Annotated in this window: 15 protein-coding genes and 2 pseudogenes; 5 read left to right on the top strand and 12 right to left on the bottom strand. The window is 65.8% G+C overall.

Annotated features, from left to right (window positions below; all coding sequences use genetic code 11):
* Nucleotides 1-4: 4 nt before the first annotated feature.
* Nucleotides 5-1,135 carry a transaldolase gene (tal, locus tag ACQP2U_RS26070; RefSeq protein ID WP_433709894.1) on the bottom strand — a complete coding sequence of 377 codons (1,131 nt, stop codon included), beginning with the start codon at nt 1,133-1,135 and terminating at the stop codon, nt 5-7.
* Between the two features lie 6 nt (nt 1,136-1,141).
* Nucleotides 1,142-3,283: a transketolase gene (gene tkt / locus ACQP2U_RS26065; protein ID WP_433709893.1), complete on the bottom strand. Its 2,142-nt coding sequence runs from the start codon at nt 3,281-3,283 to the stop codon at nt 1,142-1,144.
* A 305-nt stretch (nt 3,284-3,588) separates the two neighbouring features.
* Between tkt and ACQP2U_RS26060 the strand changes: the two genes are divergently transcribed.
* The gene (locus ACQP2U_RS26060) at nt 3,589-4,578 is read left to right on the top strand and encodes a heme o synthase (protein WP_397028861.1); all 990 of its coding nucleotides are present in this window, start codon (nt 3,589-3,591) and stop codon (nt 4,576-4,578) included.
* A gap of 1 nt (nt 4,579) precedes the next feature.
* Here the strand turns inward: ACQP2U_RS26060 and ACQP2U_RS26055 are convergent, their stop codons facing one another.
* The gene (locus ACQP2U_RS26055; protein ID WP_433709892.1) at nt 4,580-4,924 is read right to left on the bottom strand and encodes a hypothetical protein; all 345 of its coding nucleotides are present in this window, start codon (nt 4,922-4,924) and stop codon (nt 4,580-4,582) included.
* A 78-nt stretch (nt 4,925-5,002) separates the two neighbouring features.
* On the opposite strand from ACQP2U_RS26055, the pseudogene ACQP2U_RS26050 reads away from it, so the two are divergent.
* Together ACQP2U_RS26050 and ACQP2U_RS26045 are read left to right on the top strand one after the other, a co-directional pair.
* Nucleotides 5,003-5,938: pseudogene (locus tag ACQP2U_RS26050) on the top strand (RNA-guided endonuclease InsQ/TnpB family protein); the annotation flags it as partial.
* A gap of 136 nt (nt 5,939-6,074) precedes the next feature.
* The gene (locus ACQP2U_RS26045) at nt 6,075-6,362 is read left to right on the top strand and encodes a hypothetical protein (RefSeq protein ID WP_433709891.1); all 288 of its coding nucleotides are present in this window, start codon (nt 6,075-6,077) and stop codon (nt 6,360-6,362) included.
* A gap of 17 nt (nt 6,363-6,379) precedes the next feature.
* Here ACQP2U_RS26045 and ACQP2U_RS26040 read toward each other — a convergent pair whose 3' ends face one another.
* Together ACQP2U_RS26040 and ACQP2U_RS26035 are read right to left on the bottom strand one after the other, a co-directional pair.
* The gene (locus tag ACQP2U_RS26040) at nt 6,380-6,526 is read right to left on the bottom strand and encodes a universal stress protein (RefSeq protein WP_433709890.1); all 147 of its coding nucleotides are present in this window, start codon (nt 6,524-6,526) and stop codon (nt 6,380-6,382) included.
* Between the two features lie 224 nt (nt 6,527-6,750).
* Nucleotides 6,751-7,716: a quinone oxidoreductase family protein gene (locus tag ACQP2U_RS26035; RefSeq protein WP_433709889.1), complete on the bottom strand. Its 966-nt coding sequence runs from the start codon at nt 7,714-7,716 to the stop codon at nt 6,751-6,753.
* 61 nt (nt 7,717-7,777) lie between these two features.
* Here ACQP2U_RS26035 and ACQP2U_RS26030 point away from each other — a divergent pair, with 61 nt between their 5' ends.
* Nucleotides 7,778-8,125, top strand: a complete 348-nt coding sequence (locus tag ACQP2U_RS26030) for a hypothetical protein (RefSeq protein ID WP_433709888.1) — start codon at nt 7,778-7,780, stop codon at nt 8,123-8,125.
* A gap of 5 nt (nt 8,126-8,130) precedes the next feature.
* Here the strand turns inward: ACQP2U_RS26030 and ACQP2U_RS26025 are convergent, their stop codons facing one another.
* From ACQP2U_RS26025 to ACQP2U_RS26015, 3 genes are all read right to left on the bottom strand, one after another.
* On the bottom strand, nt 8,131-8,808 hold the full coding sequence (locus ACQP2U_RS26025; RefSeq protein WP_433709887.1) for a respiratory nitrate reductase subunit gamma: 678 nt from the start codon (nt 8,806-8,808) through the stop codon (nt 8,131-8,133).
* A gap of 299 nt (nt 8,809-9,107) precedes the next feature.
* The gene (locus ACQP2U_RS26020; RefSeq protein WP_433709886.1) at nt 9,108-9,257 is read right to left on the bottom strand and encodes a hypothetical protein; all 150 of its coding nucleotides are present in this window, start codon (nt 9,255-9,257) and stop codon (nt 9,108-9,110) included.
* Between the two features lie 74 nt (nt 9,258-9,331).
* Entirely contained in the window at nt 9,332-10,024 is a 693-nt protein-coding gene (locus ACQP2U_RS26015; protein ID WP_433709885.1) for a type 1 glutamine amidotransferase domain-containing protein, read from the bottom strand.
* Nucleotides 10,025-10,208: 184 nt separating this feature from the next.
* Between ACQP2U_RS26015 and ACQP2U_RS26010 the strand changes: the two genes are divergently transcribed.
* Entirely contained in the window at nt 10,209-11,045 is an 837-nt protein-coding gene (locus ACQP2U_RS26010; protein WP_433709884.1) for a hypothetical protein, read from the top strand.
* A gap of 91 nt (nt 11,046-11,136) precedes the next feature.
* Here ACQP2U_RS26010 and ACQP2U_RS26005 read toward each other — a convergent pair.
* The 4 genes and pseudogenes from ACQP2U_RS26005 to ACQP2U_RS25990 form a co-directional block, all read right to left on the bottom strand.
* Nucleotides 11,137-11,480, bottom strand: a pseudogene (locus ACQP2U_RS26005) (alpha/beta fold hydrolase); the annotation flags it as partial.
* A 21-nt stretch (nt 11,481-11,501) separates the two neighbouring features.
* Nucleotides 11,502-12,476 (bottom strand): COX15/CtaA family protein, encoded by a 975-nt coding sequence (locus ACQP2U_RS26000; protein ID WP_433709883.1) that lies wholly within the window; start codon nt 12,474-12,476, stop codon nt 11,502-11,504.
* Nucleotides 12,477-12,619: 143 nt separating this feature from the next.
* On the bottom strand, nt 12,620-13,411 hold the full coding sequence (locus ACQP2U_RS25995; protein ID WP_433709882.1) for an ABC transporter permease: 792 nt from the start codon (nt 13,409-13,411) through the stop codon (nt 12,620-12,622).
* The gene (locus ACQP2U_RS25990) at nt 13,408-14,343 is read right to left on the bottom strand and encodes an ABC transporter ATP-binding protein (protein ID WP_433709881.1); all 936 of its coding nucleotides are present in this window, start codon (nt 14,341-14,343) and stop codon (nt 13,408-13,410) included. Before ACQP2U_RS25990 ends, ACQP2U_RS25995 begins: the two co-directional genes overlap by 4 nt.
* Nucleotides 14,344-14,399: the final 56 nt, after the last annotated feature.

Below are 14,399 nucleotides of genomic sequence, written 5' to 3'. Positions count from 1 at the left end.
CGGGTCAGTTATCCCCGGTCTTGGCCAGTTCGCCTGCCGTGGCGGAAAGCAACTCCTCCCACGACTTCTCGAACTTCTCCACACCCTCGCGCTCGAGTACCTCGAACACGTCATCGAGGTCGACACCGACCGCGGTGAGCTTGTCGAAGATCTCCTGCGCGGCGGCGGCGGTACCGCTGACCATGTCGCCACGGACCTCGCCGTGATCGGCGACCGCCTCCAGAGTCTTTTCCGGCAGCGTGTTCACCGTATTCGGTGCCACCAGCTCGGTGACATAGAGCGTGTCGGAGTACTCCGGATTCTTCACACCCGTCGAAGCCCACAGCGGCCGTTGCCGATTCGCACCGGCGGCGGCCAGATGGTTGTAGGTCGAGGTGTGCGCACCACCGTCGAAGACATCCTGGTATTCGGCGTAGGCCAGGCGCGCATTGGCGACACCCGCCTGTCCGCGCAGTACCAGCGCCTCCGGCGTGCCGATCGCGTCGAGTCGCTTATCGATCTCGGTGTCCACCCGGGAGACGAAGAACGAGGCGACCGAATGGATTTTGGCCAGATCATGGCTGGCGGCCTTGGCATTGCGCAGACCATCGAGGTAGGCGCCCATCACCTCGCGGTAGCGCTTGACCGAGAAGATCAGTGTCACATTGACGCTGATGCCCTCCGTGATCACCCGGGTGATCGCGGGCAGGCCCGCCTCGGTGGCCGGAATCTTGATGAACAGGTTGGGACGGTCCACCGTCTTCCACAGGTCGATGGCCTGCGCGACCGTCTGGTCGGCGTCGAAGGCCAGACGCGGGTCGACCTCGATGGAGACCCGGCCGTCGACGCCATTGCTGGCCTCGTAGGCCCCGGCCAGCACATCGCAGGCCGCACGCACATCGTCGGTGGTGATGGTGCGGATCGCGGAATCCACATCCGCGCCTTGGGCGGCAAGCTCTTTCACCTGGCCGTCGTAGGCGTGGCCCTGACTCAGGGCGACCTGGAAGATGGTCGGATTGGTGGTTACGCCGACGACGCTGCGGGTTTCGATGAGCTCGGCCAGGTTGCCGGACTGGATCCGGTCCCGCGACAGATCATCGAGCCACACCGAGACGCCGGCGGCCGAGAGGGCGGCGAGGTTTTCGTTCTGTGCCATGAGCTCTTATCCCTTCACGTTTTCCAGCGTGCGCTGCGCGGCAGCCACTACGGCTTCCGCGGTGATCCCGAACTCGCGGAACAAGGTCTTGAAGTCGGCCGAGGCACCGAAGTGCTCGATCGACACGATCTCACCCGCATCACCGGTGAACCGGTACCACGGCATCGCGATACCGGCCTCGACGGCCACGCGAGCGGCGACCGCCGGCGGCAGCACCTCGTCCCGATATGCCTTGTCCTGCGCGTCGAACCACTCCACGCACGGCATCGAGACCACGCGGGTGCCGATGCCCTGCGCCTCCAGCGTAGTGCGGGCGGCGACCGCGAGCTGCAGCTCGGATCCGGTCGCGATCAGGATTACCTGCGGGGTACCGGTGGACGCCTCGGCCAGCACATAGCCGCCCCTCTTGACACCTTCGTAGCTGGTGCCCTCGACGATCGGCAGGTCCTGACGGGTCAGCGCGAGTGCGGAAGGTCCGTCCTGGTGGGCGGGTTCGGAGACCGAGAAGTGCGAAGTGTGCTCGCTGCTGTCGCGCTCGAGGATGGTGCGCCAGGCGTAGGTGGTTTCGTTGGCGTCGCCGGGGCGGACCACGTTCAGCCCCGGAATCGCGCGCAGCGCGGCCAGATGTTCGATCGGCTGATGCGTCGGGCCGTCCTCGCCGAGGCCGATGGAGTCGTGGGTCCAGACGTAGATCGCGGGCACCCGCATCAGCGCGGCCAGGCGCACTGCCGGGCGCATGTAATCGGAGAACACCAGGAAGGTGCCGCCGTACGGGCGGGTCGGGCCGTGCAGGGCGATGCCGTTGAGGATCGCGCCCATGGCGTGCTCGCGCACACCGAAGTGCAGGGTGCGGCCGTACGGGTTGGCCTTCCACATACCGGTCGAGATCGATTCCGGACCGAAGCTCGACGCGTCGGGCATGGTCGTGTTGTTGGATTCGGCGAGGTCGGCCGAACCGCCCCACAGCTCGGGCAGCACCGGCGCCAGCGCGGCGAGTACCTTGCCGGAGGCCTTGCGGGTGGCCATTCCCTTCGGGTCCGGCTCGTAGGTCGGCAGGTTCGCGACCCAACCAGCGGGCAGATCACGCTTGGCGAGCCGATCGAACAGCGCCTTGTTCTGCGGGTTCGCCGCGGCCCACGCGTCGAACTTCTGCTGCCAGGCCGCATGTGCCTGCTGGCCGCGCTCGATGACCTTGCGGGTGTGCGCGATGACGTCGTCGTCGACCTGGAAGTTCTTCTCCGGATCGAAGCCGAGGATCTTCTTGGTGGCGGCCACTTCGTCGGCGCCGAGCGCGGCGCCGTGCGCGGCGCCGGTGTTCATCTTGTTGGGGGCCGGGTAGCCGATGATGGTGCGCAGCACGATGATCGACGGCTTGCCGGTCTCCGCCTTGGCCGCGGCCAGCGCCGCCTCGATGGCGACGACGTCCTCGCCGCCCTCGACCACCTGCACATGCCAGCCGTAGGCCTGGTAGCGCTCGGCGACATCCTCGGTGAAGGCGATGGTGGTGTCGTCCTCGATGGAGATCTTGTTGTCGTCGTAGATCACGACGAGGTTGCCCAGCTGCTGGGTGCCCGCCAGCGAGGATGCCTCGGAGGTGACGCCCTCCTCCATATCACCGTCGGAGGCGATCACGTAGATGAAGTGGTCGAATGGGCTGGTGCCCGGCGCGGCGTCTGGATCGAACAGCCCGCGCTCGCGGCGCGCCGCCATGGCCATGCCGACCGCGGAGGCCAGCCCCTGGCCCAGCGGGCCGGTGGTGATCTCCACGCCGTCGGTGTGGCGGAATTCCGGGTGGCCGGGGGTGAGCGACCCCCATTTGCGCAGATGCTCGAGATCGTTCAGCTCCAGACCGTATCCGGCCAGGTAGAGCTGGATGTACTGGGTGATGCTGGAGTGACCGCAGGACAGCACGAAGCGGTCGCGGCCGACCCAGCTCGGATCGCTCGGGTCCAGGCGCATGGTGCGCTGATAGAGCGTGTAGGCCAGTGGTGCGAGGCTCATCGCGGTGCCGGGGTGCCCGTTTCCGGTGTTCTGCACCGAATCGGCGGCAAGAACCCGAACGGTGTCGACGGCCTTGGTGTCCAGATCCGTCCAGTCGTCCGGGTGGTTCGGCTGAGTGAGGGCGCGGATGTCGTCTGTGACTGACACGACCGAGGTTCTCCTGACATTGGTTTCGTCGACGGTGGCGCAGGGTGCACGCACGGCAGCTGTGGAATGCGAACCGGTTTACCCCAACTACCCTAGATGTGCCCGGTGACCGGCATGTGACGAACCCGGCTTACTCCGGGTGTCGAATCGCTGCGACAGGGTGCCGGAGCGAGGGGCTATGGAAAGAAGGCTGTGCGGCTGGGTCTACCATCGTCTGTAGTAGTTGCCGCCTCGCACCAGCTCGAGCAGGGGGAGCGCGGTAGTGGTACATGCCGGATGCGATGCACAGCGTGCGAGGAGAGATAGTGCGGATTGGGCAACAGCCGGGTGGCAATGGCGCACACGGCTCCTCCGCGACGGCGCTGGCCGACCGGTTGACCGGCGATGGCCTGCTGTCCCGACTACTGCGGCGACCGCTCGCCTATATCGCGTTGACCAAGCCGCGCGTCATCGAGCTGCTGCTGGTCGCGACGATTCCGACGATGCTGCTGGCCGACCGGGGCCACGTCGATATCCGACTGATCCTGGCCACGCTGTTCGGCGGTTGGATGGGTGCCGCGAGCGCCAATACGCTCAACTGTGTCGCCGACGCCGATATCGACAAGGTGATGAAGCGGACCGCGAAGCGCCCGCTGGCCAGGGAGGCCGTGCCGACCTCACACGCCTTCGTCTTCGGGGTGACGCTCGGCATCGGTTCTTTCGCCTGGTTGTGGTGGCAGGCAAATCTGCTCAGTGGACTCCTGGTCGTCGCGACGATCCTGTTCTACGTCTTCGTATACACCCTCGGCCTGAAGCGCCGGACCTCGCAGAATGTGGTGTGGGGCGGAGCGGCCGGATGTATGCCCGCGCTGGTCGGCTGGTCGGCGGCGACCGGAAATATCGGTTGGCCCGCGATCGCGCTGTTCGGCGTCATCTTCTTCTGGACACCGCCGCACACGTGGGCCTTGGCCATGCGCTACAAGGAGGACTACCGGGCCGCCGGTGTGCCGATGCTGCCGGTCGTGGCCACCGAGCAGGCCGTCACCAAGCAGATCGTCATCTACACCTGGCTCACAGTGCTGACCACTCTCGCGCTGGTGCCCGCGACCGGTGTGGTCTACGCGGCCGTCGCGCTGGTGGCCGGAGCATGGTTCCTGCTCATGGCGCATCAGCTGTACTCCGGAGTGCGCCGCGGTGAGTCGGTGAAGCCGCTGCGACTGTTCCTGCAGTCCAACAACTATCTGGCCGTGGTGTTCTGTGGTCTGGCGGTGGATTCGGTGCTCGGGTGGGACACGATCGGCAGCTTCTTCGGGTAGGTCAGCCTAGATATCCGTCGGGCCGGACTCGTATGGTGGTGCCGTCGATCGCGGCATAGGCGGCGAACGCGTGACCGTCGACATCCACAGCATATTGTCCGTTCGCCTGAGCGCCTGGGCGGATCACCCTATAGACCTCGGCACCGGGTTCGGACGGTACGTCGGTTTCGCCGAATGACAGCAGGGTCGCGTGCGGTCCGCGGAACAGGTCGAACAGTCGAATCGGCCGCCCTTCGGCATCTTTGACCGGTGCGTCGGGTGCGTGATCACCCGCGACGAGCACGCCGCGGTCGGCGGGATCGCGGTAACTGATATCGAGTTGACGCGTCTCCTCGCCGCGCTGCATAGCGTCCGCCGTACCGTCGACTAGGTTGTCCAGCAGTTCGGTGTTGATGCATGCAACGCGAAGACGACGTGGCGACCAGCGCGAAAGCCATATCGCCTGGGCGGGAAACGGAAGGGCCGTAAGGTTTCTCCGCCTCGGTACCGGTCCCGCAAAGATCATCGGCAGGCGATTCGGTTCACCGCCAATGCCCGCTTCACGGTCACTGATGGCGGGAAGTTGCGATTGCCGAAGATCGGCGATATTGCGGTGCGGTGGTCTCGGGAACTGTCCTCGGCCCCGTCGTCCGTCACGATCGTCCGCGACGCTGCCGGACGGTATTTCGCGTCGTTCGTGGTGCAAACCGATGATCAGCCGCTGCCCGAAGTCGATACGGAAGTAGGTATCGACCTGGGGCTGAGTACCTTCGCGGTCCTATCTGACGGGAGGGTGATCGAGTCTCCGAAGTTCTTCCGCCGCGCCGAACGCAGACTCCGCAAGGCCCAACAGGCACTGTCGCGGAAGCAGAAAGGCGGCCATAACAGGGCCAAGGCCCGTCTGCGGGTAGCGCGGGCACATGCGAAAGTCGCTGATACGCGCCGGGATTGGGCGCACAAACACGCCACGACGATCATCCGCAATAACCAAGCGGTGTATGTCGAGGATCTGTGCATCACGGGCATCGCGCGTACCCGGTTGGCGAAGTCCGTGCACGACGCTGGGTCGGGCATGTTCACCCGGCTGCTGGAGGAGAAAGCCGCCCGTTATGGACGGTACTTCACCCGGGTGAGCCGGTTCTTCCCGTCGTCGCAGCGGTGTTCGGTGTGCGGGGTGATCGATGGGCCCAAGCCGTTGTCGATGCGGACCTGGATATGCCGGTGTGGTGCGGTCCATGACCGGGATCGCAACGCCGCCGACAACATTCTCGCCGCCGGGCAGGCGGAGAGGCGAAACGCTTGTGGAGTGCGGGTAAGACCGGAACCTGTTCCGGCACCGCGCGGTGAAGCAGGAACCCGCCGACAGGCCGCAACGGTCTAGTAGGAATCGCCTCCATTCACGGAGACGAGGATGCCAATTGAACACCAAGATCATTTTTTCGGTTTGATTTCAGTGATCCGAAGGCGGTGCGATATCCCACCGTCGGATATGGGGCCTTCCCGCGCAACACGCGCCGGTGCTGCGGGCGATCACTCAGGCTGCGATCGTCAGCGAGGATTTCGCTCGCATACTCGGACAGTTCGGGGTCGAACAGCGCGCGGATATCGCCGATCATCTGGATGGCCTGTCCGGCAAGGGACTACGTCTGCCGAGCAGCATCGATGCCAGGTCTGGCGATGATGTTCCAGGTCGCCCAGGGCATGTTGGCGCTGGTCGAGGACGGCACTGCGCACTGACCGATGAGCAGGCGATCGAGGGGCTGACGCGGTTCATCTACCGTGGTCTGACCGGACGGGACTACTGACCCGGCCGAGCCCGGGATCAATTCTGATCACGGCAAATGATCGTCGGGCACGGTGCACGGTATAGCAGGTTCTGGCTGGTCGAATCCAGTAGCAGCCCCGTGATGGGGTTGCCTCCGTGGCTGCCGGTGACGAGTAGTTGCGCACGGAAGGCGTATTCGAGCATCGCCTGGGTGTACGACCGAAGCCGGTTCGGCGACTTTGTGCTCGGCCGTAGTACGCGATCGTGACCGCGGTAGGTGATCCGTCGATACCGACGACGATCGACCGCCGATCGGCGAGCGTTATCGCCATTCCACGGTCTTACCCGACACCGATATGCGAATCGGGCCGCTAGGCATCGGATTCAAGGACCAATGGCCTCGCCGCCGCAGGGACGCCGATCATGCGTTACGGCAGCAGAACGATCGAGCCGGTGGTCTTGCGGCCCTCGAGATCGCGGTGCGCCTGCTCGGCCTCGGCCAGCGGATAGGTGGCACCGATCCGCACATGCAGCGTGCCGCTGGCGATCGCGTTGAAGATATCGGTCGCACGCCACAGCAATTCGGTGCGATCACGGGTGTAGTGCACCAGCGTGGGGCGGGTGACGAACAGCGAGCCCGCCGGGTTGAGCCGCTGCAGATCGAAAGGCGGGACCGGGCCGCTGGCCGCCCCGAAGAGGGCGAGCATGCCGCGTACCCGCAGCGATGCGAGGCTGGCCTCGAAAGTGGCCGCGCCGACACCGTCGTATACGGCCGCGACGCCGACGCCCTCGGTAAGTGCGCGAACTCGATCGGCAAGATCATCGGTGTAGCGCAGGACCTCACTCGCGCCCGCCTCGCGGGACAGCTTCTCCTTGGCGTCCGAGGAGACGGTGGTGATCACCCGGACACCGCGCGCGGCGGCGAGCTGGGTGAGCACAAGGCCAACGCCACCCGCGCCCGCGTGCACCAGCACGGTCTCGCCGGGTTCGGGCTTATAGATCGATTCGATCAGGTAGTGCGCCGTCATACCCTGCAGCAGCGCTGAGGCGGCGACCGGTGCGTCGACACCTGCGGGCACCTTGACCGCGACCGCCGCCGGTACCGCGACCCGCTTGGCATAGCTACCGGGCGCGGCCGCCCAGGCGACTCGCTCTCCAACGGCGAATTCGGTCACATTCGCCCCGACCTCGGCCACCACGCCGGTGCCCTCGGCGCCGGGAATATAGGGAACTGCCTGCGGGTAGCGGCCGGTGCGGATATAGGTGTCGATGAAGTTGATCCCGATCGCCTCGGTGTCGACGAGCAGCTGATCCGCACCGATCTGCGGATCCGGCACCTCGACGTAGTTCAGGACTTCGGGACCGCCGTGCTCGGAAACCTGAATAGCGCGCATGAGATCCGTTCTACACCCACGGGGGCTGGACCCGAACGTACCGGTCAGTAAACTAGCCGGCATGAGTGTTGAAGCCGCCGCCCCAGTGCGGCTGTCGGGTTCCCTGGTGGATTCGGTCAAGGGATTCGTCGCCGAGCACGGCGGCTCCGCCACCGCCGTACTGCAGCCGATCGGCCGCGCGGGCGTGCGCGTCACCCTGGTCGGCTCCGACGGTGTCCTCGGCGACCGTGTGATCGACGATCTGGCGACAGCCAAGGAATTGGTCGAAACTGTCAACGGCCTTACCGAGGCCGACGAATGGGATCGCGAGCTGATTTCAGTGGTTACCCCCCGCAAGGGGCACTGGGCCAAGATGGCCGGTTGGGTCGCCCGGCAGACCCGCTTTCCCAAGGCGCGCAACGAGAACTGAGCCGTTCAGGCTCGCGTAGCCGCGCCGTCCAATTCGCGAGACCCGCGTGGGACGGCGCGCAGGACCAGCCGAACGACCGGGCCCGCGAAGATGCCCGCGAGCCGGGTGAAGGGCCAGATACCGAGGATCAGCAGCAGGATCAAGCCGCGCGCCTGGTAGATGAGCGGTGCATACTGCATGGCCTCGGGATGCGGATCGATGGTGCACAGCGAACGGAACCAGGCGAAAAGCGTTTCCCCAGTTCGATATTCGCGTGCCACTGTGGTCGGATCGTATTCGATGATCACCCCGGACAGCAGCGCGGCCGACAAGGCCGGGAAGGTGATTCGGTCCAGCGGCGTGATCACCGGATGCGACGGACCCGCGATCAGATCCGGTACGAAAAGCAACACCGCTCCGACCGAGGCCGCGGCGACACCGCCGATCTGCACGATCGTGGTGACCACGTGTAGCGCACCGGAGGGGCGGGCATGCGGTTCGGCGGTGAACACCTTGATCAGGCGGATCAGGACTATGAGGCAGACTCCGGACCGGAATGCTGTGGATCCGAACCGCTGGCTGCGGTCCATCTCCGGATAGCGGGTGTAATTGCGGAAACCGTCGCGCCGGTAGCGCCACACGTGACCGAGCACGAACGACACGAACGCGCTGTAGGGCAGCGCGATCCACAACAGTGATGTCACGGGTAGTTCGCTTTCGGCTTGCAGACGATCGGACGCATCACGGTCGCAGAGACACCGAAGTCGGACAAGGGACCAACGTCCCTTACCGAGGGGTACTTCGGGAGTCGGCGGCGCGCCGTTCGACGATCGCCGCCGACTCGCGGTCTAACTCGGGAGTTCGACCTCGCTGTTGTGCGCATTCCCCGATGGACCGATAGTCCTCACCGATCTTGTAGACCATGGCCCGGCCAGCCGCAAACTGATCTTCTGCTGGCTCACACAAGGGTCAGTGACGTGGCTTTCGTATGCTCCAACGAGATTCAGCGCACCTTGATCGAGCCGGGCGCGACCAAACTGCCGCGGCCGGTGACGACCCGGAAGCCCACGCTCGCGCCGAAGGTCTGTCCTTCACCCGCGCGGAATCCGGAGATAATCAGTGCCTCATCGGTTCGGCGACCCCGCCAGGACACCCGCCCGAGGAGGATGGCCGTAGCGGATCAGGCGGCAACGCGTGGCATCCAGCACCGCCGCGGTCCAGGAGGCGTCAGCCAAGGGTTTTGACGATCTCCGCCGCGAGCGGCGCCGACGATGCGGGATTCTGACCGGTGTAGAGATTGCGATCGACCTCGATATGCGGTGCCCACGGCTCGCCCTCACGGAAATCGACGCCGAGCTCGACCAGTCGATCCTGCAGCAGCCACTTGGCCTTGTCGGCCAAACCAGCTTGTGTCTCTTCGGCATTGGTGAAACCGGTGACCCGATAGCCGACGAACGGGGAATCACCATCGAGGGCGGTCGCGAGCAGCGCGGCGGGCGCGTGGCAGACGACGCCGAGCGGTTTGCCCGAGGCCAGCGCGGCATTGAGCAATGCGCCGGAGTCGGTGTTCACCGACAGATCTTCCATCGGGCCGTGTCCGCCCGGGTAGTAGACCGCGTCGTAGTCGGCCGAGTCGACATCCTCGAGCCGGATCGGACTGCGCAGTTCCGCCGCGTCGGCCAAGGTCCGGGCGATCTGTGCGGCACCGTCCGCGCCGCCGTTGACCTCGGGCGCGAGACTGCCCTGGTCGACGGTCGGTACGACACCGCCGGGAGTCGCAACCACGATCTGGTGACCCGCCGCCTTGATGGCCTTATATGGTGCCACCACCTCTTCGGCCCAGTAGCCGGTCGGATGTTTGGTGCCATCGGCCAGCGTCCAGTGATCGACGCCGGTCATGACGAAGAGAACCTTCGACATAGTGTGCCTCCTGATCGGAAAATTGGGCGACGCACTGGTGCCAATCCAGTGCCAGTTCGTAGCGATGTCGACGTTAGGTACCCATTCATCGGACCACCAATACGAACGCCTATAAGAGACATCAAAATGCTGTGCGTCTCCGGTTGCGGGTGTGGGCGACGTCCAGATCGTAAAGTAGGGGACGATGAACGCGGATAAGGCAAGCGAGCTGGCGGCTCGGCGGGTCGGCGCCGCGCATTCCGACGCGCAGCGGCGTGTCGCGCTCGCCGAAAGCTTCTATCCACCGCAACTCCGCGCCTATGGTCGGGCCGAAGTCGCCTTCCTGCAGTGGGAACTCGCCCGCGGCGTGCTGCACGCCGAGGCCGGCAGCCCGTGGTGGCGGGCCATCAACGACCGCCTGCTGCACGACAAGCTGGAGGCCGCGCTGCTGCATCGTGCCGGTGCGCGCGATGGCTCGACGCCCGGGGCCCGGCTGTGGCTCGACTTCCTCACGACCCCTTCGCCCGCTGCGTGGTACCGGGCGCACAATCGCAGCATTGTCGCAGGTTATCTGGAACATCAGGAGTTGGCGGCGGCCGAACTGCCCGCCGAACGGCTGATGATCAATGTGACGCTCATGCGGGTGCTGTTCACCCACGTCCTGGTGGCGCGACCGACGCTCGCCCTCGGCCGGTTGGGGGGCCTCGGCGGCTGGTCGGCTGATCCGCGCCGCAGCTCGGTTCGGGTGTTTCTCGACCTGCGCAATGTCTTTCCCGAGGTGTATCCGCTGGTGAATATGTCCGTCGATGCGGTGCTCGCGATGGAGGGGCGGGTGGCACGTGCGCTCGACTACGGGCTGATCGTGCCGAAGTTGGAGCAGATATACGCCTTCGCCGCAGAGCAATTGGATGAGCCGATGATCGTCGGGCTGGTCGACAACGGCGAGCCGTGCTACGCCGGGCTGCGGATCGAACGTGGGCAACTGGCATCGGATGCGTTGATCCGAACGCTCGCGCGCGTCACGCGGCCGCGGTTCACATAGTTGCCGCCGTGCCTGCGTGGGGGGCGAGGATCGCGCCGTCGGCGATCTTCGCCAGGAATTCGGCCTCGACCATACCGATAATCTGAGCGGTCACCCCGAGATGCTTGCGCAACCGCTCCATATCCGCGATCAGATGGTCAGTGGTGTTGTGCGCCATATCCGCAGCGGGATCCGAGGCATGCGGGAGGCTTTCCCCTCAGCGCGCTGGTCGAAGATCACGATCCGATACAGGTTGGGATCGAACAACTTTCGCGATCCGCGCTGACCGCCGCTGCCTGGTCCGCCGTGCACGATGAGCGCGGGCTTGCCGTCGGGGTTGCCGCTGATCTCCCAATAGACCCGGTTTGCGTCGCCGACATCGAGCAGTCCGCGCTCATACGGCTCGATATTCGGGAACGGTTGTGGCGCTTCGGTACTCGACGCTGATGGGCCTATCCGTACAGCGTGTCGGAGGTGCTATGCCAACTGTTCGGTGGAGTTGGGGATCGGGGCTGAGACGCGTTCGCGGCTGCGCAGGCCCGCCCAGAGGGCGGCGGTGGCGGCGGTGCAGGCCGCGGCGCCACCGACGTGAGTGGCGACCAGGGCGGCGGGAACGTCGGTGAAGTACTGGACTACGCCGACCAGGGATTGGGCGCTGACCAGCCCGAGCAGGACGAACAGACGAGTGCGGACGGCGGGGGTGATGCCGACGGCGAAGAGTCCGAAGGCCAATCCGATGAGCAGTGCGAGATAGCCGACAAGCAGCTGCGAGTGCAGATGCACCAGGGTGACGATCTCGACCTGCAGGCGTTCGACCGGTCGTTCGATGCTCTTATCGCCCGCGTGCGGTCCCGCGCCGGTGACCAGCGTGCCCGCGATGAGGACACCGGCGAGCGCGACACCGCTCAGTCCGGTGAGCCAGCGCAGAGGTGCGGGCGCTTGGATCACCTCGATGCCGTCATCGGGTTCGCTCACCTTCGCGAACATCACCACCGCGACCCACACCATCAGCATCGACGTCAAGAGATGCACCGACACCGTCCACCACAGCAAACCGCTGCGCACGGTGATACCGCCGATGATCGCTTGCAGTACCGTGCCGCCGGGCATCAACCACGCGTACACCAGCACCGCGCGACGGCGACGGGCCCGCGTGACGGCGAGCACTATGAGCGCCGCGCACAGCGTCACCGCGAAGGTCAGCATGCGGTTGCTGAACTCGACGGTCTGATGCAGCACCGGAACCTCGGCCACCCCGGTCGGGGTGAAGCTGCCCGGGAAACACTGTGGCCAAGTCGGGCACCCGAGCCCAGACGCCGTGACCCGCACGATCGCCCCCGTGACGGCGATTCCCGCCTGTGACACGATGACCGCGACAGCAATCAATCGCTGCACCCGCAACGAGGGCAGCGGAAGTAAATCGACGAGCCGCAGAAACGCGCGATACAGCACCCAACAATCGTAGCGGGACCCCTCCCACCCCCCGCACCCGGTCTACTACATTCCGTCGTTGCCCCTCGATCAAGATCAGGTGCACATTGTGGCGGCGTCGCGCGAGAAGCGCGCGCCACCATTACCACCCGATCTTGATCGGGTCAGTCGAAGCGGAAGAAGCGGGTGGCGAGGAAGGCGGAGATGCCCCCCCATGCGGCGAGGACGGCGATGCCGAACCAGTCGATGGTGGTGCGCATGGCGTCTTCCAGCGTGTCGGCCAGCGCTCCGGATGGCACCAACCGCACCAGCCCATTCACGGCTGCGGGCAGATCATCGGAGGCGAACACGATGCTCGCGATGCCGAGCATGACGAACCAGAGGATATTCGCCAAGGCCAGCACGATTTCCGCCTTGAGTGTGCCGCCGAGCAGCAGGCCCATTGCCGCGAAAGCCGCTGTGCCGAGCGCGATCACCAGCGCGCCGAGCCCGAGTCCAGCGAGTTCCGGTCGCCAGCCGAGTCCGAATCCGATGGCCCCCAACAGAATTGCCTGCAGTACGACCACAATCAGTACTGCGGCGCTCTTGCCCGCCACGATGCCCCAGCGGGGGAGTGGGGTAGCGCCGAGTCGCTTGAGCGCGCCATAGCGCCGGTCGAATCCGACCGCGATGGCCTGTCCGGTGAAGGCGGTCGACATGACCGCGACCATCATGACCGCGGGCACGATCTTGTCGACGCGGTCCTCCCCGAGATCCCCGAACGGCAAGAGGCTGAGCCCGACCAGCAGTGTGATCGGAATGAACATGGTGAGCAGCAACTGTTCGCCATTGCGCAGCAGCAGGATCAACTCGAGCCGGGTCTGCGCGGTCATCATGGCGACGCGACCGCTCGGACGCGGATCGGGGGTGAAAGTGCCCGGCGCGAAGCGGTTTCCGGCGAGATCCGGCTGATTCATCCGCGCAGGTCCCGTCCGGTGAGTTCCAGGAAGACATCCTCGAGCCGACGCTGATCGATCCGGATATCGGTCGCCAGCACATTCTGCTGCGCACACCACGCGGTCACCGTCGCCAGCACCTGCGGATCGATCTCGCCCTCGACGAGATATTGTCCGGGAGTCGTCTCGCGCGGCGAGAAGCCTTCCGGCAGGGCGGTTTTCAGCAGGTGCAGATCGAGTTTGGGTGGCGCGGTGAAGCGCAGTTGGCCGGCCGCGCCGTGTGCGGTCACTTCGGCGGGTGTCCCGGAGGCGACGATCTGTCCGTGATCGATGATCACCAGCTGGTCGGCCAGTTGCTCGGCCTCGTCCATCATGTGCGTGGTGAGCAGCACCGTAACGCCGTCGCGGCGCAGTGCGTCGATCAGCTCCCACACGATGAGCCGGGCCTGTGCGTCCAGACCCGCGGTGGGTTCGTCGAGGAAGACGATGTCCGGCTTCCCGACCAGCGCGCAGGCCAGGGCGAGCCGCTGTTGCTGGCCGCCGGACAGACGCCGGTACGGCGTGCGCCGATTGTCCTGGAGGCCAAGGGTCTTCAGTAACCACTCGGGGTTGAGCGGATCGGCGGAGTAGGCGGCAACCAGGTCGAGCATCTCACCTGCCCGCGCACCCGGGTAGGCGCCGCCGCCTTGCAGCATGACGCCGATGCGCGGCCGCAATCGGTCGGAGTCGGCAATCGGATCCAGCCCGAGCACCCGCACCGAACCGGCATCCGGGGTCAGGAATCCCTCGCACATTTCGACCGTCGTGGTCTTACCCGCGCCGTTGGGGCCGAGTAGGGCCAGCACTTGTGCCTGCTCGACGACGAAGCTGATCCGGTCGACGGCTGTGGTCTCGCCGTAACGCTTGACGACGCCGTCGATGCGGACGGCGGGTTCCGAGGCCGCGGTCACCATCGCGCCTCGGTGCTCGGCTCGGTCGCGTCCAAGGGTGCTGTGCCCATTGTTCGCTC

The sequence above is a fragment of the Nocardia sp. CA-084685 genome (assembly GCF_050955785.1).
GTDB lineage: Bacteria > Actinomycetota > Actinomycetes > Mycobacteriales > Mycobacteriaceae > Nocardia.
The sequence above is the reverse complement of the archived record's forward strand: the minus strand, read 5'-3'. Positions and strand labels throughout refer to the sequence as shown.

Coding starts and splice junctions, on each gene's coding strand:
- tal (WP_433709894.1), bottom strand. CDS start 1,135: ATGGCACAGAACGAAAACCTCGCCGCCCTCTCGGCCGCCGGCGTCTCG.
- ACQP2U_RS26055 (WP_433709892.1), bottom strand. CDS start 4,924: ATGCAGCGCGGCGAGGAGACGCGTCAACTCGATATCAGTTACCGCGAT.
- ACQP2U_RS26040 (WP_433709890.1), bottom strand. CDS start 6,526: ATGCTCGAATACGCCTTCCGTGCGCAACTACTCGTCACCGGCAGCCAC.
- ACQP2U_RS26035 (WP_433709889.1), bottom strand. CDS start 7,716: ATGCGCGCTATTCAGGTTTCCGAGCACGGCGGTCCCGAAGTCCTGAAC.
- ACQP2U_RS26030 (WP_433709888.1), top strand. CDS start 7,778: ATGAGTGTTGAAGCCGCCGCCCCAGTGCGGCTGTCGGGTTCCCTGGTG.
- ACQP2U_RS26015 (WP_433709885.1), bottom strand. CDS start 10,024: ATGTCGAAGGTTCTCTTCGTCATGACCGGCGTCGATCACTGGACGCTG.
- ACQP2U_RS26010 (WP_433709884.1), top strand. CDS start 10,209: ATGAACGCGGATAAGGCAAGCGAGCTGGCGGCTCGGCGGGTCGGCGCC.
- ACQP2U_RS25995 (WP_433709882.1), bottom strand. CDS start 13,411: ATGAATCAGCCGGATCTCGCCGGAAACCGCTTCGCGCCGGGCACTTTC.
- ACQP2U_RS25990 (WP_433709881.1), bottom strand. CDS start 14,343: ATGGTGACCGCGGCCTCGGAACCCGCCGTCCGCATCGACGGCGTCGTC.